The sequence below is a fragment of the Paraburkholderia sp. GAS206C genome (assembly GCF_050435645.1).
GTDB classification, from domain to species: domain Bacteria; phylum Pseudomonadota; class Gammaproteobacteria; order Burkholderiales; family Burkholderiaceae; genus Paraburkholderia; species Paraburkholderia phenazinium_B.
Genome location: NZ_JBNDKR010000001.1, coordinates 300,261 through 323,235, shown reverse-complemented (window position 1 = coordinate 323,235; position 22,975 = coordinate 300,261). Strand labels below are relative to the sequence as shown.

Here is a 22,975-nt window from a genome sequence, read left to right as displayed (position 1 = left end):
CTTATTGTGCGTTGCCGGCGGTCTGAACCCCTGATGCTGCGGCGGTGGCCGAGCCACCTTGTGCAGCAGCCGGTGCCTGCCACGGGCTTGCCTTCACCTGAGCACCTTCGTGCGCGCTTTGCAGCCCGGTGACGATCACCTGATCGCCGGCTGCGAGGCCGCCGGTGACGATCCAGTTGTTGCCGGAGTTGTCGGTTGCCGTGACGTCCTTGCGCACGACCTTGCTGCCTCCATCGACGACGAGCGCATAGGCGCCGACCGTGTCACGTTGCAGCGCCTCCTGCGGCACGAGGAAAACGTCGTGCTGCTGGCCGAGGTTGACGTTCATGGTCACGTACATGCCCGGCAGCAGCGTGTGCTGTGCGTTCGGCACCAGCGCGCGCAGGTTCACGGCGCCGGTGGTTGCGTTCACGGTGACGTCGGAGAAATCCAGCGTGCCTGTCTGGTTGTACGGGCTGCCATTGGGCAACACGATCTGCACGGTCGTCTTGTCCTGCTGGCTCAGCGCGACGTTGCCGCGGCTGGCCGCTTCACGCAGAGTCAGCAGATCCGAAGCGCTGATGGTGAAGTTCACGTAGAGCGGATCGACCTGATTGACCGTGGTCAGCAAGGTGCCGCTGGAACCGGCGTCGGCGGTGCTGCTGCCCACCACGGCGCCGACGGTAACCTGCTGCTGGCTGGCGATGCCGCTGATCGGCGAGGTCACCTTGGTATAGCCGAGGTTGACCTTCGCGCTATCCACGAGTGCCTGGTCGGCCTTGACCTTGGCCGCGTCGGTGCGCACCAGCGCATCGGCGTTGTCGACCGTCTGTTGCGAAACCGAGCCAACCGGCAACAGCTTGTGGAAGCGCGCTGCATTGACCTTGTCGTTGAGGTACGTGGCCTCGTCTTCGCCGAGAATGCCGAGGTCGTTGTTCAACTGCGCCTGATAGAAGGTCGGGTCGATCTCGAACAGCGCCTGGCCGGCCTTGACGTCGCTGCCTTCCTTGTAGACGCGCTTGATCAGCACGCCGGAAACGCGCGCGGTGACATTGGCGCTCAGGTAAGGCGAAAGACGTCCGACCAGATCGCGCGTCAGCGCCACGGTGGTCGGCTGGACTGTAACCACGCCGACCTGCGGCGGAGGCGGCGCCGACGCCTGACCGGATTTGCCGCAACCGGAAAGCGCGGACAGTGCAAACAGGGCAACGCACAGCAACGGTATTGACTTCATGGAGACTCCATTTTTTTCCGATTTCCGACGCAACCGGCCGTCGCTGGACTGGACGCTTCGCTCTCCAAAGCGATCACGTTCAAGGCGATCTTTCATTGCGACGGGGCTCCCGATGTTTGATTCGACGATTGCGGCGCGGCATTCGCACTGGTGCTGACTGCTACACCCTTGGCGTCATCCCACTGCCAGCCGCCGCCGAGATTTTTGACCAGCGTGACGCTGCTTTCCGTCAACGCTGCCTGTGTGTCCTTCAGATTCTGCGCGGCCTGCAACAGCGTGAGCTGCTGCGTCAACACGGCTTCCTGGCTCGCTGTGCCTGCCTGCATCTGGGCCTGCTGGCTCGAGAAAAGCTGCTGGTTGCGCTTGTAGATGTTGGCGAACGCCTGCTCCTGCTGCTGCAGATGGTTGTAAGACGACAGGCTGTCTTCGACGCTCTGGAACGCGGACAGCACGGTCCCGCGATACGTGGCGACCTGCTGGTCGTACGTGGCCTCGGCCTCGTGGACCGCCGCAGAGCGCGCACCGCCGTCGAAGATCGTCGCGGCGAGATCCGGGCCGAGCGTCCAGAAGCGGCTCGGCATCGAGAACAGATGCGCCAGGGCGTTGTGTTCGAAGCCGCCTTGCGCCGAGAGCGTAAGCGTTGGGAAGAAAGCGGCCTCGGCGACGCCGATCTTGGCGTTAGCCGCGGCGGCCGTACGTTCCGCGCTCACGACGTCATAGCGCCGTTCCAGCAATTCCGACGGAAATCCGAGCGGCACGGCGGGGGTCGCGAACGTGTAGTCGCTTTGCGCCGGCAGCGTGAAGCTGGCCGGCGGCTCGCCGATCAGCACCGCGATGGCGTGTTCGTCCTGCTCGCGGGAGGTCTCCGTGGCTTGCAGGTCGGCGATCACGAGTTCGAGGTTGTCCTGATCATCGAGGAGCGTGTCGTTCGAGACCGTTCCCTGCAGGAAGCCCGCGCGGTCCATCTCCAGAATTTTGGCGTCGATCTGTTGCTGCTGCTTCAGCGAATCGATGTCGATATCGGCCTGACGCAGTGCGAAATAATCGATGGCGAGGCTGGCGGCGATCGACAGACGCTCGCCGGCGAGCTGGGCGTCGCTGGCCTGAGCGCTGGCCTTGGCCGACTCGATCGAGCGCCGGACGCTGCCCCACAGGTCGATTTCCCAGCTGGCGGACGCGCTGGCGGACACGAGGTTGCTCGTATAAGGCTGACCCGTGATGCTCTCGACCGCGGCCGTACGGGAGCGCGAGCCCGACGCATCCACCCCGATGGTGGGGAACAGGCTCGCGACATTCGCATCGATCGTGGCCTTGGCGACCCGGTAGGCGGCTTCCGCGGCGGCGATCGACTGGTTTGCCTTAAGCGACTGATCCACAAGGTGGGACAGCGTGTCGTCGTGGTAGTCGAGCCACCAGGTGCTGGAAAGCGCCCCTTGCGGGTTGGCCTGCGCGCGCTGCCAGTCGGCGCCTTCCTTGAAGGTGGCGGGAATGTCCTGCGGCGGCTTGTGATAGTCGGGACCGACGGCGCAAGCCGCTAGGCATAGCGTAGCCGCCAGCGCGCAGCCGGTGCGCAGGGTGCGCAGCGGCGCCGTTGCTGGCGCTGGCTTGCGGGGACGGCGTGAGTCGGGTGATACAAAGGTCGACCGGGAGGAAGCGTCCGTGCGAACCGGACTACTCATCCTGGATACATATAGAGCGAGTCGACCGAGTGGAGACTGGTTGCTCAAGTGAACTCCGTTTAGCCGTATTCAAAACTTCTATGTTGTCGGGCAACAGATGAGCGCCACACTGATTTGCGCACCCGACATCGGTGGAACCGCAACAGCAGAATGAGCGGTGATCTTACTCGATGTGCAAAAAGCAGGAGCACGTTAAATGAAATCGCACTTCGATAAATTTCACTTTGAAATAATCCGAAAAAAAGCCTAACGTCCGCTCCCATGCACGGCGGCTATGATCGCATCATCTGAGCTATTGAGCAGCCGCGGTGTCGCAGGGCATGGATGCGCGACAGAAAGCGGCTGAATGCTAATGAGGCGGACGAAGGCGCAAGCGCTCGACACGCGTGCAACGATTCTCGATGCAGCAGAGGCCATGTTCTTCAGTCATGGCGTCACGCAAACCACGCTGGACGAAATCGCCGATGCGGCCGGGGTGACCCGAGGGGCGATCTACGGTCATTTTAGAAATAAAGACGCGATCTTCGATGCCATTTTTGAGCGATTTGCTCTGCCGCTCGACCCTTTCGGCGTTCCCCTGCCTCCGGACGAGCCCAATCCACTGGGTACGCTGCGCACGGAACTTGAAGTGCGGCTCTCGCGGGCGTTGCGCGAAACGCGCATGCGCCACCTCTACAGCATCGTGTTTGCGCGCTGCGAATCGACTGAGGAGACGGCGCAATTCTGGCGGCGCGTCCGGGCTGCCAACCGTCTGGCGGAGACCCAGATCGAGCAGGCGTTGCTCCACGCGGTCTCGTGCGACCAGTTATCCGCCGATCTCGACGCGTACCAATCCGCCTTGTTTATTCACGCCACCCTTACAGGAGTCTTTCGAAATGACCTGCTGAGACGCCGGCACAACACCAGGCTGAATCTGGGTAGCATTGTCGGTTTGACGTTTCAGTGCCTGTCACGGCACTGACATGAGCCCCCGGCGACTCGCCTGCGGGTTCACGTTTCAATCAGGGCTGACAGGAGGGTGTGGATGGAGAGTGAAGCGATTCAGGTCCTGCTCGTAGACGACGATGCCGGTCTGCGTGACCTCCTCAGGAAATTTTTCCAGCAGCGCGGCATCGAGTTTTCGGTTTTGCATAACGCCACCAATATCGCCAATCGCCTCGCGCTCGAGCGGCCATCCATCGTAGTGCTTGACGTCATGATGCCAGGCGTGGACGGCTTGACCGCACTCAGGCAATTGCGCGAGGCGGGCGACACTATTCCCGTCATCATGCTGACTTCGCTTGCGGACGAAATGGATCGGGTCGTGGGGCTCGAGTTCGGCGCCGACGACTATCTGGGCAAGCCGTTCACGCCGCTCGAGCTGCTGGCGCGTATCAAAGCGGTGCTGCGCCGTCATTCGGGCCAGCCGTCCCCAGCTGTCAATGGACGCCAGGCGATTTACCGCTTTGGCCGGTTTCGCCTCGATCTCACTGCGCGCGCCCTGTTCTGCGACGACAAGCGCATCAAGCTGACGGGCACGAACTACGCGCTGCTTGAAGTGCTGGTGACGCATCCGATGGAGACGCTGTCGCGCACGAAACTGCTCGACATGCTGTACGGCCCCGACGCGGACATCACCGAGCGCGGCATGGATCTGGCCGTGTGGCGCCTGCGCAGACTGCTGGAAGAGGACCCCTCCCAACCCTGCGTGATCCAGACCGTACGCGGGGTGGGCTATATGTTTGCTCCGAGCGATGGCGGCGACGGCAATGAAAAATCCGTTTAATACACTCTTTGGACGCGCGGCACTGATGACCACGAGCCTGCTCGTGCTGGCCTACGCGGCCATGGTGTTCATGCTCGGCCGCGAAGCCAACCAGATGCATGCCGAGCATGCGTCGCGCGGCATCCAGGTGGTCGAAGAGTCGCGGCGTGATGGTATCGAGGCGACGAGGCACATTGCTTCGGCGCTCGGCGCCACCTATCTCGACGGGCGCGATACGAACCCAGGCGACGGACCGCCTTCACGGCGCGAAACACACGGACTGTACGAGAACGCGTTGCGTGAGAATCTGCCGCCGGGCAGTCAGGTCGTGTTGTCCGGCGACACAGGTACGGTCTGGGTGCGCTATGCCGGCGACGCCAACTGGATCCGCATACCGGGCGCTACGTTGACGGAAGCCCGCATGCACACCGCGTTGGCCTTGATGCTCGCGTTGGCCATCGCGGTGGCGTTTCTCGGAGCCTGGCAAGCCCAGCGCCCGCTGCGCAGGCTGGCCAATGCGGCACGCGAGTTTCGTATTGGCGTCAGCACACCCGTCGTCAGTGTGAGCGGGCCGCGCGAGGTGGCGGAACTGATCGTCAGCTTCAACGAGATGATTCGCGAGATCAGCGAATACGAACAGGAGAGGGCGATGATGCTGGCGGGCGTCGCTCATGATCTGCGCACGCCGCTCACACGGATGCAGGTTCGCGCCGATCTGCTGCCGCACGGCGCAGAGCGGATGGGTTTCCTGGGCGATGTCGAATCGCTCGGGCGCATCGTCAAGCAGTTCCTCGATTTCGTGCGCGACCGTGCGGATGGATCGCCGCTCGTGTCCGTGGACTCGTTTTGTCAGAGCCAGTACGGCAACGTTCCGCAGGACGGGGACACGGAAAGCTCGCTCGTGACGCTGGATCTGCGTGCTGCTGGACACTTCAGACTGCCGCTGGTCGACCTCGACCGCATCCTGGCCAATCTGCTGGAGAATGCCATGACGTACGGCGAACCGCCCGTCGAAATCGCGACCAGCCTGCAGCACGGCAAATGCGTTTTGACGCTGCGCGATCACGGCCCCGGGATTCCCGACGACCAGCTCGAGCACGCCTTGCAACCGTTCGTCCGTCTCGATGAGGCTCGTGGCGGCGATGCCCATTGCGGGCTGGGACTTTCGATCGTGCGAAGACTGGTGCGCCGCAATGGCGGGACGTTTTGTCTGGTCAATGCGGCGGACGGCGGCTTGCTTGTCACGCTGACTTTTCCGGACCGTGCGGGATAGTCAGGAGTTCGTACCTTACTGCGGAATGATCCGCTCGGTCTTAAGCTTGTCGAACAGCGCGAAAAACGAGTCCGGGGTGCTTTGATAATCGAGGAAGCCAGCTTTGCGGCTCTTCGTCATGTCCGTGACCACTTCCATGGGGCGTCCAAGGTCAGCGTCGGTGTGCCACCATGACACCAGCTTGCCAATATCCGCTTCCTTCAGGTTGAAGCGTGTAGCGATCTCGGTCCATGCCGGCGCGGCTTTCTGCATGCGTGTCTCGAGCGGACGGACTTCGCCGTCGAACGGCACGGCTTCGATGCCGAAATAGCCGGCGATCTGCGACCACATCCATTTCCAGCGGAACACATCGCCGTTGACCACGTTGAAGTCTTCGTTGCGCGCAGCGTCGGACGTGGCGGCCCATTCAAGGTGACGTGCGAGCAGGCGCGCGTCGGTCATGTCGGTCAGGCTGTTCCACTGCGCTGCGGAGCCGGGAAACAGGAACGGTTGGCCCGTCTGTTTGCAAAGCGTCGCGTAGACGGCGAGCGTGACGCCCATATTCATTGCGTTGCCGATCGCGTAGCCAATGATCGTATGCGGCCGGTGCACGCTCCAGCTAAAGTCATACTGTTGCGCGGCTTCGAACACACGGTCTTCCTGCTCGTAGTAGAAATTCTCCACGACCTGGCGGCCCTGTTCCTCGCGAAACGGCGTAATGGGTACCGCGCCCGTCGCGTACGCTTCGAACGGTCCGAGATAATGTTTCAGGCCCGTGACAAGCGCCGCATGCGAAACACTGCCCGAGGGCCCAACGGCATCCAGCACGTGACGAACCATGCCGCCATTCACGCGAATGTTGTCCTTCTCCGTCGCCTGGCGAGACCATGCAGTGAAAAAGATATGGCTAAAGGATTTTCCCGCCAACGCTTCGCTTACGGATGCGGCGGAGGTCAGATCGGCGGCAATCGGTTCGACCGCCTGCGGCAACGCTGTGCGGCCGCGCGAAAGACCGGCAACAGTCCAGCCGGTCGAAAGCAACTGGTCGGCCAGGTTGCTGCCGACGATACCGCTTGCGCCAATAATAAGTGCCCGGTTTTGCATGAGATTGATAGTCACAAAATGAAAATGTCTGTGGAAAGCAGTGGCGATCTAGCGGAACCGCTGCAAAGACGGATCGGTAATCGGCTGTTCCGGCAGATTCAGCATGGCCGGCAATGAGCTCAAAGGCGGCAAGCCGCTGACATCTGCCCAGCGGCCGCCGCTCGTCATGTAGATGATGGTCGGCGTGCCGTCGAAGCCGAGGCTTTGGAACGTTTTTATATTGCCGTCCAGCTTGGTTTGCGTCGCTGGCGGCACCTTTGCCAACGGTGCGATGCCGCCCGACTCTTCTTTCTCGGAGAATTTCGTCTCGAGTTCATGCATCAACGCCGGACCATCCGGCGCCTGGAGCAGTGCGGCGGCCTTGCCGGCCGAATCCGGTTTCAGGAAGCCCATCGGGATCCAATGCACCTGCAAGCCGGCGGCTTCGTAGGGCTGGAACGCTTTCCATGCGTAGTGACAGAAGATGCAGTTGGGGTCCATGAAAACATAGATCGTCGATTTGACGTTTTTGCCCGAAGCGCCTTCCACGATCGCCGGCGCGTTCTCGAACGTCGCCGCTGCTGAGGCCGGCAGATACGTGGGGGCGGGCTGGTCCGCCGCTACAGCAAAACCGGACACCATGATCGCGGCCGCAGCAGCGACATGTCTTACAGGTTTGAACATAAAACGCTCCTCTGGATGCAGGTCGAACGTACGCAGGTTGAACGTACAACGGCGTGAATTCGCTAATTGTCCACGATCCTGGAGTTTGGCGTGCGCAGCTACGCAGGCAGGAGGTCCGCCGCACGGCATTCACAGCGGCAAAATGGGGGCTCGTAGCGATCTGGCGATCGTGACCTTGCCCGAATATCAGATTGGCCCGCGCTTGCCTGGACTTCGGCCTTGATTGGTTGGCGAGCCCACGGTTGCCGTTCCTCGATCAGGTAGACTTTGGACGGCTCGCGACTACCGGATCGGTCATGGACGCCCAGTTACTGATTATCTGCTCGCTGACTTTTGTCATTCATGTCGTCGCACTGAATGTGGTTGCGATGACGCTGTGAACGGGAGAGGGTATGAACTGGCTCGACAACTTATTGCCGCCGCAGATCAAGCAAAGCGATCCGGCGCGCCGCAAGGTCATTCCTGAAGGCCTGTGGTTCAAGTGCCCAGCATGCGAAGCGGTGCTTTATCGCGGCGACGTCGAAGCGAATCTTCATGTCTGCCCTAAATGTTCTCATCACATGCCTATTGGCGCCCGTGAGCGGCTGGATCATCTGCTCGACGCGGAAGGGCGCTGTGAGATTGGCCGCGAAGTGTTGCCGGTCGACCCTCTGAATTTCAAGGACAACCGCACCTATCCCGATCGCCTGAGCGAAGCAATGGAAGACACGGGCGAGACTGACGCCCTGGTGGTCATGGGAGGGGCCATCCACTCGATTCCGGCCGTGGTGGCGTGCTTCGAGTTCGGATTCATGGCAGGTTCGATGGGTTCGGCTGTCGGCGAACGATTTGTGCGCGGCGTACAAAACGCCCTCGAGCAACGTACGCCTTTCGTTTGCATTGCCGCGTCTGGCGGCGCACGCATGCAGGAAAGCGTGTATTCGTTGATGCAAATGGCCAAAACCACCGCCATGTTGACGCGGCTGGCGGACGCGCGACTGCCGTTCATCTCCGTGCTCACGAATCCAACCACAGGTGGCGTATCGGCAAGCTTCGCCTTTCTCGGCGACGTGGTGATGGCCGAACCGAAGGCAATGATCGCGTTTACGGGCGAGCGGGTAATCGAGCAAACAGTACGCGAGACGTTGCCGGCAGGATATCAGCGCCCGGAGTTCCTGCTGCGGCGGGGCGCGATAGACATGATTGTGGACCGCCGCAAGATGCGCGACGAAATCGCACAACTGATGGCACTCCTGACCTTGCAGGCGACGGATGCGATTATGTGATGTTGACGGATCAAATTTAGATGCGCTGGCCGGCTATCGTGCGGCCAGGTGTTCCACATACGCGCATAACATGTCGGCCATTTCCGCGACCCATTTTTCGACATCGGCTTTCGACTTCGCCTTTTCGGAAACCGCTTCACCGACTTGCGACATGGTTGTCACCAACACCTCGGCAACAAACGCACGGCGCGCGGTCGTCAGATCAGGAAGCGCTTCTTTCACGAAGGCGACTGCCACGCGCATACCGGCTTGTTTCTGCTCGCGCGCCTCGAGCGATTCGCGATAAAGCGGCGCTGCATCCTCGAGTGCAATGCGAAACGCAGCTTCCTCATATTCGGTCTGGAAGAATGCCTGCACGGCTGAGCGCAGCCGGTCCAGAGGAGGGCGCGTCGGGTCGTTGAGGATGCTCTCCAGCAACGCGTGGGTTCTGGTCCATTCCTCTGTCTGCAGCCGGAACAGCATGGCCTCTTTGTTCGGGAAGTACTGGTAGAGAGAGCCGACGCTCACCCCAGCCGCTTCCGCTACCCGTGCTGCGGTAAAACGCGGCGCGCCTTCCCGCTCTAAAACGCGAACTGCGGCTTCAAGAATGTCCGCTACAAGGCGGGTTGAACGTTCCTGCTGTGGACGCTTACGTGCTGTCACGACGGGGCCTTGCCGGCGTTTCATGTCTGTGCCTTCCGAATGCGAATAGTAAATGCGACTAATTGTTCGTATTCTATCCACGTGCACAACAACGTGTATTCCGTTCAAAGGGTTCATTCATGATCACACTGACTCAACCGCCCGTATCTACCGTTCTGGAACAGCTATTCGCCGATGCAGACGCATCGCGGGCGCTTATGCACAGGCAGATGGCCGCGCTCTCATCCGCGGAACGCGATGCATTGATGGCAAGCGCGCGATCCGAGGACTATCAGGGCTTTTATAGGCGTGCGAAGGAATTCCATCTTGCCGTCTCGAGACAGACCGGCGCGCTGCTCTATATGTATGCGCGCATGACGAAGGCGAACTCGATTGTCGAGTTCGGTACGTCGTTTGGCGTATCGACTTTGCACCTGGCCGCAGCGTTGCGGGACAACGGCGGCGGACTGCTGATCACCACCGAGTTCGAGCCTTCGAAGGTTGCCGCGGCGCGCAGGACGATTGCCGCTGCCGGTCTCGGCGACCTGGTTGAGGTGCGCGAGGGTGATGCGCTCGAAACGCTTGCGAGCGGACTGCCGGAGCACGTCGACCTGGTCCTGCTCGATGGAGCGAAGGCGCTGTACCCGGCGGTTTGCTCGCTGCTCGAACCGCGCCTGCGCGCGGGCTCCGTGCTCGTGGCCGACAACGCCGACTGGAGCCCGGAGTACCTGGAAATCGTGCGTTCGAGCGGCAGATACTTCTCGCAAGGCTTGGCGGACGATGTAGAAGTTTCGATCAGGCTGTAGACCGCCACGCCGCGACGAAGACTACACAGACTGCTTTTCCAGCGCCTCGATGGCCTTGGCGACGCCCGCGCCGTAGGCGGGGTCGGCCATCGTGCAATGCTCGATATGCAGTTGCTGAATCGGCTTCGATACGCCGTTCATGGCCCGCGCGGTGTTCTCGAACAACGCCTGCTTTTGCGCGGGGGTCATCTGGCGAAACAGCGCGCCGGGCTGAGAGTAGTAGTCGTCGTCCACACGATGATTCCAGTGATCGGCCGTGCCTTCAATTGACAGCGGCGGTTCGCGGAAATCGGGTTGTTCCTGCCATTCGCCGCGCGTGTTCGGCTCATAGGAGGTCGCGCCACCCGAGTTCGTGTCGACGCGCATGAGCCCGTCGCGGTGATAGCTGTGCACGTACCTTGCGCCGCGCGGAGCGTTCACGGGGATCTGATGGTAGTTCACGCTCAGACGATAGCGCTGGGCGTCGCCGTACGAGAAGAGGCGCCCTTGCAACATCTTGTCGGGCGAGAAGCTGATGCCTGGTACGACGTTGGCCGGCGCGAACGCTGCCTGCTCGACATCGGCGAAGTGGTTTTCGGCATTACGGTTCAATTCCATCACGCCCACTTCGATGAGCGGATAGTCGCTTTTCGGCCAGACCTTCGTCAGATCGAATGGGTTGATGTGATAGCTGCCGGCGTCCTTCTCCGGCATGATCTGCACGGACAGAGTCCAGCGAGGAAATTCGCCGCGCTCGATCGCTTCGTAAAGGTCGCGATGATGTGTTTCGCGATCGCGGCCGACCAGCGCTTCAGCTTGGGCATCCGTCAGGTTTTCGATTCCTTGCTGCGAACGGAAGTGGAACTTGACCCAATAGCGCTCGTTCTTCGCATTGATAAAGCTAAATGTGTGGCTTCCGAATCCGTGCATATGACGGAAAGTTTTAGGAATGCCTCGCTCGCTCATCACGATCGTGATCTGGTGTAACGCTTCAGGAAGCTGCGTCCAGAAGTCCCAGTTGCTTTCTGCGCTGCGCAGACCCGTGCGCGGATCGCGCTTGATTGCATGGTTCAGGTCGGGGAATTTAAGGGGATCGCGCAGGAAAAAGACCGGCGTATTGTTGCCAACCAGATCCCAGTTACCTTCCTCGGTATAGAACTTGAGCGCAAAACCGCGGATATCGCGTTCCGCGTCAGCCGCACCGCGTTCGCCGGCAACGGTCGAGAAGCGGGCAAACATCTCGGTCTTCTTGCCGATTGCCGAAAAAATCTTTGCCCGCGTGTATTGCGTGATGTCGTGTGTGACGGTGAAGGTTCCGAATGCGCCGGATCCCTTCGCGTGCATCCGCCTTTCGGGGATCACCTCACGGTCGAAATGCGCCAGCTTCTCGAGAAACCACACGTCTTCGAGCAATGCGGGGCCACGTTGTCCGGCAGTCCTGATGTTCTGGTTGTCGACGACGGGCGCGCCGAATACGGTTGTGAGCTTCGCCATGCTAATCAACTCCTTTGATTCCAAAGATATAGAGGGACGGCGAGAGGCGCAGAGGCGGTCATTGCCTGCGGACTCGCCGTTTCCTGTCCAGAATTACGAGGAAGGCCTCGCGCGTTGGAAGATCCGTTCCAGCTGCGCCGGCGTATCGGGCGCTCCCATGCGATTGGCCGCGCCCATTGCGTTTTCTCCGTGTGCGAGGTGCTGCATGACGATCCTCCTTTAGTCCGCGCAGCCGCAGCCGGCGTGGTGAGAGTGACCGGCCTGGCTGTCGTCCCATGCGGAGCCAAGGATAATCTGGCAGAAATTCAGGCGCTTGTAGGTCGGGTCGCGAAGCTCGAGAACGTCAGCCTTGACGTTGCCGAACGTGGTTTCGGGTTTCTTGATCGTGCCTTGAGCGAACGCATCGATGATGTCGTTCTTGAAGGACTTCTCGCGCGGGTGCGCGGCGACGACCTGGATCCGTTGTTCTTCGCTGAACTCGTGATAGGTGAGACCGAGCACGTCCATCTCGACGCCGGCGGTGACCAGCGCGACGACGGGCTTCATGTGTTCGGGAACTCCCGGAGTCGTATGCAGTGCGATGGACGTCCAGACCTGCTCGATGTCATATTCGTTCACGCCATACTGCGTGAGGAAGTCGCGCGCTGCGTTTGCACCATCGACTTCGAAGCGGTCTGTCTTGCTACTGTATGCGTCGACGAGCCCCATGTCGTGGAACATGGCGCCGATATACAGCAGCTCCGGATCGTACTTGAGATTTTTGCGTTGACCGGAGAGTGCGCCGAACAGGAACACACGCCGGGAATGGTTGTAGAGCAGGTCCGGTTCGGTGTCGCGGACCAGTTCAGTAGCAGCACGTGCCATGATGCTGTCGGGGATCTTGATTCCGGCGATGGTGGTAGTCATATAGTATTCCTTATTGATAATTGAGGAGCTGTTGATAGCGGTTCTGGCGAGTGTTCTGGCCGCGAGCGGTGAAGCGGGGCGCCTGCGACCCGATGCTGCTATTCAGGTGAAAAAGCCAGGTGAGACTGGATCGCTGGCGGGAAACGTCAGCATCAAATACTCGTCGAGGACATCGTCTTCACTCGCATGCACAGCGTGTTCGGCGAGTGCGCGAAACGTGGCGCCGCGGACGTTAGCCGAAGCGGGCGCGGCAGCGAGTGAGAGGTGTTCGACAGGGTGGTTCATGATGTCCGTCCGAAGTCGCGTTGATGGAGACCAGTATTGGTCAACGCCCCTTGACGGGCAATGACGAAGAACCGTGCATCACTGCCAGGCGCACGACGTTTTCTGCCGTGGCGGGGGATAGGGTGAGTTTATTGAGGTGATTGGCTCGTTTTCGGGCGAGCGGGGAGTGCCGATTCGCGGGCTTGGGGTGCGTGTTCAGTGCACGTTGTGAAGGCCCGGATGGTTTGATTTTGGTGGTTGTGTGGGTTTCGTTGCGTTGGGTCTGGACGACGTTCGCGCATGGGATGAAGCATCTTCGCGTAGGGCTTACGCGAAGATGCTTTTGGTTCGCTAGAGCGGTTTTAGTGCGGAGTTGTTGAGGTTAGTGGCCGCCGTGACCACCGCCGCAACCGCCACTGCTGCCGCCTCCGTGGCCGCCACTGCCGAAGCCGCCCCCGTGACCGCCGCTGCCGAAGCCACCACTGCCGAAGCCACCACTACCGAAGCCGCCGAAGCCGCCGCTATGACCGCCGCTGCTGTGACCGCCGCTGTCGCCGGAGCCGTGGCCGCTGTCGCCGGAGCCGTGGCCTCCGTCACCGCTGCCGTGACCGCCATCGCCGGAGCCGTGGCCTCCGTTGCTGCTGCCGTGACCACCGTCACCGCTGCCGTGACCACCGTTGCCGCTGCCGTGACCACCGTCGCCGGAGCCGTGACCACCGTCACCGGAGCCGTGACCGCCGTCACCGGAGCCGTGACCACCGTCACCAGAGCCGTGACCGCCGTCGCCGCTACCGTGGCCGCTGTCGCCCGCACAACCACTGCCCGAGCCACCCGTGCCCGAGCCACCCGTGCCCGAGCCACCCGTGCCCGAGCCACCCGTACCAGAGCCACCCGTACCCGAGCCACCCGTGCCCGAGCCACCCGTGCCCGAGCCGCCCGTGCCCGAGCCACCCGTGCCAGAGCCACCCGTGCCAGAGCCACCCGTGCCAGAGCCACCCGTACCAGAGCCACCCGTACCAGAGCCACCCGTACCCGAGCCGCCGGTGCCAGTACCACCGGTACCCGAGCCGCCCGTGCCAGTACCACCGGTACCAGATCCGCCCGTACCAGATCCACCCGTACCAGATCCGCCCGTACCAGATCCACCACTGCCCGAACTACCACTCCCAGACCCACCACTCCCACTACCCGCACCACCGCTACCTTTACCACCACCTGCAGCCCCGGCCCCGGCATTGCCGGTTCCACCACTCCCTGATCCCTGGCTTCCGGACGCCGTGCCATTCGTTCCACTCGACGGGGTGCCCGCGCCGAATGCGCTTTGCGGACCTACCGTGCCACCGGTATCCGAATCTTGCAGGCCACTGAGCAACGCCGGCAGGCCATTACCGTCCTCCTTGCGGCATCCATGCGTGCTTGACTGGGGACAATCTTGTGTCGGGTCTTGAGCCAACACAAATTGCGGGGGACTACTCTCGCTCTTCCAGAGTGGCGCAGTTTGCGCGGCGTATGGATTCGATTGGGCACAAGCCATTCCCGCATATAAGGTCACTGCGGTTGCAATCGCTATCCTGCACATTCCGATCGAGCCGGATGCACTTTTATATCTTTTCATATCGTACCCCTAATTATCTATTCGAAGCCGGTTCCTGGGGAGCCGTTCAAAGTCCTCCCATTTACAGAGGCCGGGTCTTCGTGACCGTGTCAGGCGGAATCGTGGGTCTCCTAACCATTCCCCGAAGTCCGCTCGTAGAACAGATCTGGATATGACGGAATGTGATCCGTGCGCGTGGCGCGTACACCTCTATACCCGACGCAAAGGGGATGCATCCCGTTGATACAGACGCAAATGAAAGGTAGTGGAGCAGGTACAGACACACTGTTCGGCACCACACGCATAGAGCGGGTGCGAGCGGATTTACTCGTAATACGAACTTAAAAACTGTCAAATAGCGTTAGATTTACCGGGATAGAGTGAGATTGGAATTTTCGGACAATCAATATGGAATCCGAATTAAACGTGATGGTTTTAAACAGATGGGAGTTCGTTGATACAGGGGATTGCGCCCGCAGAGGCCGATGCGATTTCTCCGTCAAACATCGGTCGAACAGATTTCGTGGTAAGGGGATTTCAGAATCTGGGAGAGACTCTGATCTGATCATTGCTCGAGTGTAAAAAATTTCCTCGGCGAGAAAAATACTGCAAAAACGACCGAATTTGCGTGAATGCCATCCGCTGATGCAAGGGTGGCCGAGGGTAAACCTGGGAATGAGATGAGCGATGCATTGCTCAGAGCATTCGTATTATGTTGTTCGCGCCTGACGCCTCGAGTTTTTCGATGTCGGCTTTGATGTGCAATTCGATGTGCTTCGGATGTTTCACACGCGCGTGTTTCGGCGCCTGTTCGAGCATGGCGTCGGTGACAACAATACGCAGGCACGGATGGTTAAGACCGATAGTTCGGACACCAATTCAAATTGAATGGTGAGCGTTCGTGGTCTGTCGAAAAGCGCGCTGAAGGGCACATTGTTCCGCCATAACGACGACTCGAGTTCGCATCTGAAGCGGGCATTCCTGCCGCCACCGCGGGCGACCGACTTCTGAGCGCGCGAGTGGGCTGAGCGCAGGATCCGGGGCGAGGTGTTGATCCGGCCCCGCTGCCCGCGGCCGTCGGCATTGCGCCGAGCGGGCGTCCCGATTGTCAGATTTCCGAGAAAAGTCATTTCCAAACTTAGGTATTTACCCTGGGCTGCTCGCCTCATAGACTGTATTCACCTGCTGCACACCAACCTGTTTGCAGCGCCGTGTAAAACAATTTGTGGAGGTTTTAATCATGAACTCGATCATCAAGGCTGTCGCCATCGCTGTCGCTCTTTCCGCTCCGGTGGTTTCATTTGCTCAATCGAATCAACCTTTGACGCGTGCAGAAGTGCGCAGTCAACTGGTTCAACTGGAAAAGGCCGGTTATAACCCCGCCTCGGCCGACAATGCCACGTACCCGGCTGACCTGCAGGCTGCAGAAGCCAAAGTCGCTGCACAAAACGGTGCAACTGACGTCGGCGGCGTCGCAAACGGTTCGTCGGATACAGGACACCGGGCCATTTCGAAGGCTGAGTGGAACGAGATGTACGGCCACTAAGGTTTAGCCAGGCACACGTTGAACGATGTTGACGCGTCGGCATAGCGAATACCGTGCAGTCAAGGCATTGCGCCGCGACACGTCACCATCCACGAAACTGGCTCGCTAGCGGGTTGGACCGCAGTAGCGAGCCGGTTTTGTTTTGAACACCTCCGCCGTCGGATTCCCGATGGCTTCGCTCAGGCCTTCACGGTCTGGGCGCTTTTTGTTATTCATCAATGCTGGTTCACGTCCGGGCAACCGCGTCACCCTATTCAGCGCGCGGCCCAAAGCAGTCCACGCAACATGACTTCGCGCGCTTGCGGGACCTCGAAATCGGCGTTGACGTGCCCTAGCGAAGAATAGAACACCCTGCCTTTGCCCCACTTGCGTTTCCACGCGACTGGCATGACGACACCCGTTACCTGTGGCTCATGTTCCCGAACATACGGCCCGTCGAAGCAGGTCGTCGCAAGAACCTCGTTGCTCGGATCAAAATGCATGAAGTACTGCTCTGAGTGCATCGAGAAATCGGCGAGACCGTGCATAACGGGATCATCGGGTGCCGTGATCTGAACGGTGTAGTCCACGATGTTGCCGGGATGCGCAACCCATTGGCCCCCCACCATGAACTGGTAGTCGGGGTTCGCACGGAACGCGTCGCCGGCGCCGCCGTGCCAGCCTCCGAAACCCACACCGCCACGAACCACTCGAACTCGCCGCGATTGGTTGGCAAATGCCAGCCCCGCTCGCTGATCCGGCGTGCCGGGCCGCCTGGCTTTAGCGCATAGGCCTCGCAAATCGCGGCAAAGGTGGCGTGCGGTTGGTCCATTCAGATCTGCTCAGCTGGAGCGTAGCGATAAGGATGGCCGCTCAGGAACGTGTTGTGGCCGACGTAGCGCAGCTTGTACATGGCAGGCCGGAACAGGACTGATGGATCGTTGCTGACGATGCCGAGAAGCGGGTACAGGTCGCGTCTTACGAAAAACGCGTTGTTGCCCATGCCGTCGCAACACACCAGTTCAAAGCCTTTGCGCTTCGACAGATGATGCAGCGATTCCAGACTCGCGCCGTACGCATCAGCCGTCACCAGAGATCGTTGCCCAAGCCGATGTGCCTCACGGCACGGTCCATACTTTCATCATGGACTCGGCAGATAGCGTCATCGCAACTGGAGTCGCGAGGTCGATGTCTATGTCCCGGCCGGCTACATCCCAGGTACGGCAGCACCCTTCATCGTTTAAGGCGACGGCGGCCCGCACGGCTTCTTCAAGGCGCAGAAGCTGTTCAACGCGCAGGACAATCTTATCCACTCGCACAAACTGTCCCCGATGATAGCGATCGGTACAGGCGCCGGCGGACAGGATGCGCAGGGTGCCGAACGGGGCCGCGAATATGACGCGGTGTCCGGCACCTGTGCTGAATGGGTCGAGCAGGAGGTGTTGCCGCGTGTCGAACAGAATGCGCATGTGGTGTTGACGAAGGATCCGGATGGCCGGTCGCGCCGCTTGCCGATGGTATGCATGACTGGACCGCGGCCAACGAGGACATGGCGCGCGTTCTCGCCGCCAAGGGTTACCACCACCAGTTCGTGTTCTCCCGCCTGAAATCGTCATGTCATACGGGCTAACCCGAATGCAAGAAAGTATCGGTTAGCGGCCCGATTTTCAGTGGTGGAACATCTGCAAGAGGGTTAATTTTCAGTCATGGCTAGGCGCGGTGCAGCGTACGCGGACTGGCTGAAAAGAGACTCAGGAGGAAGACAGATGCACACCACCCGGGGTGCCACGGCGCGCGCGGATGTCCGCAGCGCCAATATCGCCCAGCCCGATCTGGAACTGGTCGCCGTGCCGCGCGACGAATCGTTCAAGGTCTGGTCGCACGGGTACCCCTATCGCACCGTGCGCTGGCATTTCCACCCCGAATACGAGATTCATCTGATCACATCGACAACAGGGAAATTCTTCGTTGGCGATCACATCGGTAGCTTTGAGCCCGGCAATCTCGTGATGACAGGCTCGAACCTGCCGCACAACTGGGTGAGCAGTGTGCCGCAAGAGACGCGTGTGGACGAACGCTGTCTTGTCCTGCAGTTCGATGCCGAATTCGCTGCGCGTGCCATCGCGGCTTTCCCCGAACTCAAGCGCGTGGAGCCCTTGCTCGACGCCTCGCGCTGGGGTGTCCTGTTCACGCCGAAAACCGGCATCGCGGCCGAACCGATCATGCGCGAGATGCTGGGCGCGCAAGGCATCCGGCGCATCACGCTGTTCGTTGCGTTGCTCGATGTGCTTCTGCAAAGCACCGAACAGGTCAAGCTGGCGAGCGCCGCTTATCGTTCGGATCCGACCTCGTACGTCGAGACTCATATCAATCACGTGCTTGCCTACATTGGCAAGAACCTGTCGCAGGAGTTGCGGGAAACAGAGTTAGCCGAACTCGCGGGGCAGAGCGTGAGCGCCTTCTCACGATACTTCCGCAGGCAGGCGGGCCTCACCTTCGTGCAGTACGTCAACCGGCTGCGCATCAATCTCGCGTGCCAGTTGCTGATGGCGGGCGAACTGAGTATCACCGACATCTGCTATCAGGTCGGTTTCAACAACCTCTCGAACTTTAACCGGCAGTTCCTGTTGCTAAAGGAAATGCCGCCGTCGCGATGGCGCGCGTATCAGCAGCTCAACGCTGCAAGCGCCAAGGAATCGCCCGAGGCCGCGCACGCCTCGTAGGCGTTCGGTCAGCACCTGTTTTACGCCCCACCACGGCAGCAATAGCGCCGGAATTTTCTAATAAACGGAGACACTCAATGAATAGCTTTCCTAACAAACTGATCGGCGCCAGCGCACTTACCCTGAGCATGCTCGGCACGACGGCGGCGTTCGCCGCACCCAGTGGCACGGTCGCCTTTCTGATGCCCGATCAGGCGTCGACCCGCTACGAACAACATGACTTCCCCGGCTTCAAGGCCGAAATGAGCAAGCTCTGTCCGGACTGCAAGGTGCTCTATCAGAACGCCAATGCCGACGTCGCGACGCAGCAGCAACAGTTCAACTCGGTGATCGCACAGGGTGCCAAGGTGATCGTGCTGGACCCGGTCGATTCGACGGCCGCCGCTTCGCTGGTGCATATGGCGCAGGGGCAGGGCATCAAGGTGATTGCGTATGACCGCCCGGTGCCATCGACGCCGGCCAACTACTACGTGTCGTTCGACAACGAAGGTATCGGCAAGGCGATTGCGCAATCGCTCGTCGAGCATCTGAAGGAAACCAATGTGCCGACGACCAAGGGTGGTGTGCTCGAGGTCAACGGTTCGCCGACTGACGCAGCGGCAGGGCTGATCAAGAAGGGCATCCACGCCGGGTTAGCGGGCAGCGGTTACAAGACGCTCGCCGAATATGACACGCCGGACTGGGCGCCGCCGAAGGCGCAGCAGTGGGTCAGCGGTCAGATCACGCGCTTCGGCTCGCAGATCGTGGGCGTGGTGGCGGCCAACGATGGCACGGGCGGCGGGGCCGTCGCGGCCTTCAAGGCGGCTGGCGTCAACCCGGTGCCGCCGGTGACGGGCAATGATGCAACGCTCGCCGGGCTGCAGTTGATCATCGCAGGCGACGAGTACAACACGATTCTCAAGCCGAGCGAGATCGTCGCGGCAGCGGCAGCGAAGGTGGCCGTTGGCTTCCTGAACGGCCAGACGCCGAAGGGTGAAACGACGCTCTTCAACACACCGACGCAACTCTTCAAACCGGCTGTCATCACGGCGAAGAACCTCAAGGCGGAGGTGGTCGACAAGGGGTTCGCGAACGCCAAGGATCTGTGCACCGACCGCTATGCCGACGGGTGCAAGAAACTCGGTATAGCGAACTGATCCAGCGCAAGCAGACGCTGGATGGGATCCGGCTCGTGCCGGATCCGGCTACTTTTGATGAGGTATCCGTCCCATGACTGACAACTCCAACACACGGTCCACGCGAGGCGAGCTGGTGCTGAGCCTGCGTGGCGTCTCAAAGCACTTCGGAGCGGTCTCGGCTCTGACGGACATCGAACTCGACGTGCATGCCGGCGAAGTCGTCGCCCTGGTGGGCGACAACGGTGCCGGCAAATCGACACTGGTGAAAGTGCTCGCCGGTGTCCATCAACCCAGCTCCGGAACGATCACCTTCGGCGGCAAGGAGGTCGCGCTGACCAATCCGGCCGCGGCGCTCGATCTCGGCATCGCCACAGTGTTTCAGGACCTCGCGCTGTGCGAGAACCTCGATGTCGTCGCGAACATCTACCTTGGGCGCGAGATGAATCCGCTGCGCCTCGACGAGGTTGCAATGGAGGTCAAGGCCTGGACGCTGCTGAACGAGCTCTCGGCCCGCATCCCGAGTGTGCGCGATGTGGTCGCGTCGCTTTCGGGCGGCCAGCGCCAGACGGTGGCGATCGCCCGCTCGCTGCTACTGGATCCGAAGCTGATCATGCTCGATGAGCCGACGGCGGCGCTCGGCGTAGCGCAGACCGCCGAGGTGCTGAACCTGATCGAGCGGGTCCGCGACCGTGGCCATGCCGTGATCATGATCAGCCACAACATGGAGGACGTTCGCGCGGTGGCGGACCGGATCGTCGTGCTGCGTCTCGGACGCAACAACGGCGTGTTCTATCCCGACTCGTCGAATCAGGAACTGGTGGCGGCGATTACCGGTGCCACCGAGAACGCTGTGTCGCGCCGCGCCGGGCGGCGCCAGGCCGAGCAGGGCGCCTAGACAAAGGAACCATCATGAGTAAAGAACTGCAAGGCGCTCCACAGCCTGATACGCAGGGCGCGGTGAAGCCTGCCACGCTGCTCGATCGCAGCGACGTGCGTGTCAAGCACGCCAGCGGGATTGGCGGCACCGTGTCCGCGTTCGTCGAGCGGGTGCGTTCGGGCGATCTCGGATCGCTGCCGGTGGTCGCGGGGCTGATCATCATATGGACCGTGTTCACTAGCCTGAACCCGGTGTTTCTATCGGCCGATAACCTGGTCAATCTGCTGTTCGACTGCTCCACGGTGGGCGTGATTTCGCTGGGCATCGTTTGCGTGCTGATGGTGGGGCAGATCGATTTATCGGTAGGTTCGATGAGCGGCTTCGCTTCGGCCCTCCTCGGGATGCTGTGGGTCAATCACGGCTGGCCAGTGCTGCTGGCTATTCTCGCGGCCATCGTCGTCGGCGCGGTGGTGGGTGCAGTGTATGCGCTGCTACTCAACCGGTTAGGCATGCCAAGCTTTGTGGCGACGCTGGCTGGCCTGCTCGCGATACTCGGGATGCAGCTCTACGTGCTTGGTGCCAGCGGGTCGATCAATCTGCCTTATGACACCGCGATGGTGAACCTCGGTCAGTTGATCGTCATTCCCGCCTTCGTTTCGTATGTCATTGCATTGGTACCGGGTGCGGTGATGCTGGTGCTTGGGTTGCGGACGCGGGAGCGGCGTCAGGCGTCGAATCTTTCTGCGCCGTCGGTCGGTAGCCTCGTCATACGCGCGCTTGCCATCACGGTGCTGCTGGAGATTGTTGTGGCCTACCTTAACCGCGGACGAGGTGTTCCGTTGATGTTTGGCCTCTTTCTCGGCATCGCGGTCGCCATGGACTATGCGCTGAAGAGGACGCGTTGGGGCCGCTCGATGCATGCGGTCGGTGGTAATCACGAGGCGGCGCGGCGGGCGGGTATCAATGTCGGCGCTATCTATACGAGCGCGTTTGTGTTGTGCGCGAGCCTTGCCGCGCTCGGCGGCGTGTTGACCGCGGCACGGCTGGCTTCGGCCAGTCAGCAGGCGGGCACCGGCGACGTCAATCTGAACGCTATTGCGGCGGCGGTGATCGGCGGCACCAGTCTGTTCGGCGGGCGCGGCAGCGCGTATTCGGCGGTGTTGGGGATCATTGTGATCCAGTCGATTGCGAGTGGTTTGACCTTGCTGAATCTGTCGTCGTCGCTGCGTTTCATGATCACTGGCGCGGTGCTGGCGATTGCGGTGATCGTCGATTCGCTGGCGCGTCAGTCCCGCGTTTCACATGGCCGCGCGTAAATCCAGAGAATTTCGTAACTTCGTTGCGCGGGACCAGCGTAACGCGCTAAAGCGCAAACGCTGGTCGACCGCAGTCAACTGCATGGGACTGGAGAGTAATCAATGTCTGAATCCATCAAAGGAAAGGTCGCCGCCATCACAGGTGCGGCCTCGGGTATCGGCCTCGCATGCGCGCGTGCGCTCATCGCGGAAGGCGCGAAAGTCGTGCTGATCGATCGAGCACAGGACCGGCTCGCACAACTCTGCGCCGAACTGGGACCGAACGCTTTTCCGCTAGTCGTCGATCTGCTTCAGCCCGCAGAGGTTTCGGGAATGCTGCCGAAGATCCTCGACCTCGCCGGCGGCCTCGATATCTTCCACGCCAACGCCGGCGCCTACGTCGGCGGTGAAATCAAGGACGGCAATCCCGACGAGTGGGACCGCATGCTGAACCTGAACATCAATGCCGCTTTCCGCTCGGTGCACGCCGTGCTGCCGCATCTGGTCGCGCAGAAATCGGGTGATATCGTCTTCACCAGTTCGATCGCGGGGATCGTCCCGGTAGTGTGGGAGCCGATCTACACCGCTTCCAAATTCGCGGTGCAGGCCTTCGTTCATACAACCCGGCGCCAGCTCTCGAAGCACGGCGTGCGGGTCGGCGCGGTGGCGCCAGGTCCGGTCGTCACGGCATTGCTCGACGACTGGCCGAAGGCGAAGATGGACGAGGCGCTCGCCTCCGGCAGCCTGATGCAGCCGAACGAGGTCGCCGAAGCGGTGCTCTTCATGCTGACGCGGCCCCGCAATGTGACCATTCGCGATATCGTGATACTTCCGAATAGCGTCGATCTGTGAC

At 61.0% G+C, this 22,975-nt stretch carries 23 protein-coding genes; 11 read left to right on the top strand and 12 right to left on the bottom strand.

Annotated elements, in window-relative coordinates; translation table 11 throughout:
- Position 1: 1 nt before the first annotated feature.
- Entirely contained in the window at positions 2 to 1,213 is a 1,212-nt protein-coding gene (locus P3T20_RS01530) for an efflux RND transporter periplasmic adaptor subunit (protein ID WP_429285840.1), read from the bottom strand.
- Between the two features lie 92 nt (positions 1,214 to 1,305).
- Positions 1,306 to 2,892, bottom strand: coding sequence for an efflux transporter outer membrane subunit (locus P3T20_RS01525; protein ID WP_429285839.1), 1,587 nt, complete (start codon positions 2,890 to 2,892; stop codon positions 1,306 to 1,308).
- A 346-nt stretch (positions 2,893 to 3,238) separates the two neighbouring features.
- Between P3T20_RS01525 and P3T20_RS01520 the strand changes: the two genes are divergently transcribed.
- The 3 genes from P3T20_RS01520 to P3T20_RS01510 all read left to right on the top strand — a co-directional run bounded on the left by P3T20_RS01520 (position 3,239) and on the right by P3T20_RS01510 (position 5,909).
- Positions 3,239 to 3,853: a TetR family transcriptional regulator gene (locus P3T20_RS01520; protein ID WP_429285838.1), complete on the top strand. Its 615-nt coding sequence runs from the start codon at positions 3,239 to 3,241 to the stop codon at positions 3,851 to 3,853.
- Positions 3,854 to 3,916: 63 nt separating this feature from the next.
- Complete coding sequence (locus P3T20_RS01515) at positions 3,917 to 4,657, top strand: response regulator (protein WP_429285837.1); 741 nt, start codon at positions 3,917 to 3,919, stop codon at positions 4,655 to 4,657.
- The gene (locus P3T20_RS01510; RefSeq protein ID WP_429285836.1) at positions 4,641 to 5,909 is read left to right on the top strand and encodes an ATP-binding protein; all 1,269 of its coding nucleotides are present in this window, start codon (positions 4,641 to 4,643) and stop codon (positions 5,907 to 5,909) included. Before P3T20_RS01515 ends, P3T20_RS01510 begins: the two co-directional genes overlap by 17 nt.
- A gap of 15 nt (positions 5,910 to 5,924) precedes the next feature.
- Here P3T20_RS01510 and P3T20_RS01505 read toward each other — a convergent pair whose 3' ends face one another.
- Together P3T20_RS01505 and P3T20_RS01500 are read right to left on the bottom strand one after the other, a co-directional pair.
- Positions 5,925 to 6,992, bottom strand: coding sequence for an SDR family oxidoreductase (locus tag P3T20_RS01505; RefSeq protein ID WP_429286181.1), 1,068 nt, complete (start codon positions 6,990 to 6,992; stop codon positions 5,925 to 5,927).
- 48 nt (positions 6,993 to 7,040) lie between these two features.
- Positions 7,041 to 7,655, bottom strand: a complete 615-nt coding sequence (locus P3T20_RS01500) for a thioredoxin fold domain-containing protein (protein WP_429285835.1) — start codon at positions 7,653 to 7,655, stop codon at positions 7,041 to 7,043.
- Between the two features lie 392 nt (positions 7,656 to 8,047).
- On the opposite strand from P3T20_RS01500, the gene accD reads away from it, so the two are divergent.
- Complete coding sequence (gene accD, locus P3T20_RS01495; protein ID WP_074268884.1) at positions 8,048 to 8,920, top strand: acetyl-CoA carboxylase, carboxyltransferase subunit beta; 873 nt, start codon at positions 8,048 to 8,050, stop codon at positions 8,918 to 8,920.
- A gap of 33 nt (positions 8,921 to 8,953) precedes the next feature.
- Here accD and P3T20_RS01490 read toward each other — a convergent pair whose 3' ends face one another.
- Positions 8,954 to 9,586, bottom strand: a complete 633-nt coding sequence (locus tag P3T20_RS01490) for a TetR family transcriptional regulator (protein ID WP_429285834.1) — start codon at positions 9,584 to 9,586, stop codon at positions 8,954 to 8,956.
- A 95-nt stretch (positions 9,587 to 9,681) separates the two neighbouring features.
- On the opposite strand from P3T20_RS01490, the gene P3T20_RS01485 reads away from it, so the two are divergent.
- A complete protein-coding gene (locus P3T20_RS01485) occupies positions 9,682 to 10,347 on the top strand; it encodes an O-methyltransferase (RefSeq protein WP_429285833.1) in 666 nt (221 codons plus the stop codon).
- Positions 10,348 to 10,368: 21 nt separating this feature from the next.
- On the opposite strand, the gene P3T20_RS01480 is transcribed toward P3T20_RS01485, so the two are convergent.
- From P3T20_RS01480 to P3T20_RS01465, 4 genes are all read right to left on the bottom strand, one after another.
- Complete coding sequence (locus tag P3T20_RS01480) at positions 10,369 to 11,820, bottom strand: catalase (RefSeq protein WP_429285832.1); 1,452 nt, start codon at positions 11,818 to 11,820, stop codon at positions 10,369 to 10,371.
- A 219-nt stretch (positions 11,821 to 12,039) separates the two neighbouring features.
- Positions 12,040 to 12,726, bottom strand: coding sequence for an HD domain-containing protein (locus P3T20_RS01475; protein ID WP_429285831.1), 687 nt, complete (start codon positions 12,724 to 12,726; stop codon positions 12,040 to 12,042).
- A gap of 102 nt (positions 12,727 to 12,828) precedes the next feature.
- Positions 12,829 to 13,011, bottom strand: a complete 183-nt coding sequence (locus P3T20_RS01470) for a hypothetical protein (RefSeq protein WP_429285830.1) — start codon at positions 13,009 to 13,011, stop codon at positions 12,829 to 12,831.
- A gap of 361 nt (positions 13,012 to 13,372) precedes the next feature.
- Positions 13,373 to 14,443, bottom strand: a complete 1,071-nt coding sequence (locus tag P3T20_RS01465) for a hypothetical protein (protein ID WP_429285829.1) — start codon at positions 14,441 to 14,443, stop codon at positions 13,373 to 13,375.
- A 1,381-nt stretch (positions 14,444 to 15,824) separates the two neighbouring features.
- On the opposite strand from P3T20_RS01465, the gene P3T20_RS01460 reads away from it, so the two are divergent.
- Positions 15,825 to 16,130 (top strand): DUF4148 domain-containing protein, encoded by a 306-nt coding sequence (locus tag P3T20_RS01460; protein ID WP_074268876.1) that lies wholly within the window; start codon positions 15,825 to 15,827, stop codon positions 16,128 to 16,130.
- Between the two features lie 254 nt (positions 16,131 to 16,384).
- Here the strand turns inward: P3T20_RS01460 and P3T20_RS01455 are convergent, their stop codons facing one another.
- The 3 genes from P3T20_RS01455 to P3T20_RS01445 all read right to left on the bottom strand — a co-directional run bounded on the left by P3T20_RS01455 (position 16,385) and on the right by P3T20_RS01445 (position 17,578).
- A complete protein-coding gene (locus P3T20_RS01455) occupies positions 16,385 to 16,819 on the bottom strand; it encodes a ThuA domain-containing protein (protein WP_429285828.1) in 435 nt (144 codons plus the stop codon).
- Positions 16,820 to 16,941: 122 nt separating this feature from the next.
- Positions 16,942 to 17,199 (bottom strand): hypothetical protein, encoded by a 258-nt coding sequence (locus tag P3T20_RS01450; protein WP_429285827.1) that lies wholly within the window; start codon positions 17,197 to 17,199, stop codon positions 16,942 to 16,944.
- A 28-nt stretch (positions 17,200 to 17,227) separates the two neighbouring features.
- Positions 17,228 to 17,578 carry a hypothetical protein gene (locus P3T20_RS01445; protein WP_429285826.1) on the bottom strand — a complete coding sequence of 117 codons (351 nt, stop codon included), beginning with the start codon at positions 17,576 to 17,578 and terminating at the stop codon, positions 17,228 to 17,230.
- 297 nt (positions 17,579 to 17,875) lie between these two features.
- Here P3T20_RS01445 and P3T20_RS01440 point away from each other — a divergent pair, with 297 nt between their 5' ends.
- The 5 genes from P3T20_RS01440 to P3T20_RS01420 all read left to right on the top strand — a co-directional run bounded on the left by P3T20_RS01440 (position 17,876) and on the right by P3T20_RS01420 (position 22,974).
- Positions 17,876 to 18,832: an AraC family transcriptional regulator gene (locus P3T20_RS01440; protein WP_429285825.1), complete on the top strand. Its 957-nt coding sequence runs from the start codon at positions 17,876 to 17,878 to the stop codon at positions 18,830 to 18,832.
- 77 nt (positions 18,833 to 18,909) lie between these two features.
- Positions 18,910 to 19,968 carry an ABC transporter substrate-binding protein gene (locus tag P3T20_RS01435; protein ID WP_429285824.1) on the top strand — a complete coding sequence of 353 codons (1,059 nt, stop codon included), beginning with the start codon at positions 18,910 to 18,912 and terminating at the stop codon, positions 19,966 to 19,968.
- A 73-nt stretch (positions 19,969 to 20,041) separates the two neighbouring features.
- The gene (locus P3T20_RS01430) at positions 20,042 to 20,845 is read left to right on the top strand and encodes an ATP-binding cassette domain-containing protein (RefSeq protein ID WP_074268862.1); all 804 of its coding nucleotides are present in this window, start codon (positions 20,042 to 20,044) and stop codon (positions 20,843 to 20,845) included.
- 14 nt (positions 20,846 to 20,859) lie between these two features.
- Complete coding sequence (locus P3T20_RS01425; protein ID WP_429285823.1) at positions 20,860 to 22,143, top strand: sugar ABC transporter permease; 1,284 nt, start codon at positions 20,860 to 20,862, stop codon at positions 22,141 to 22,143.
- Positions 22,144 to 22,245: 102 nt separating this feature from the next.
- Positions 22,246 to 22,974: an SDR family oxidoreductase gene (locus P3T20_RS01420; RefSeq protein WP_429285822.1), complete on the top strand. Its 729-nt coding sequence runs from the start codon at positions 22,246 to 22,248 to the stop codon at positions 22,972 to 22,974.
- The last annotated feature ends 1 nt before the right edge of the window (position 22,975 follow it).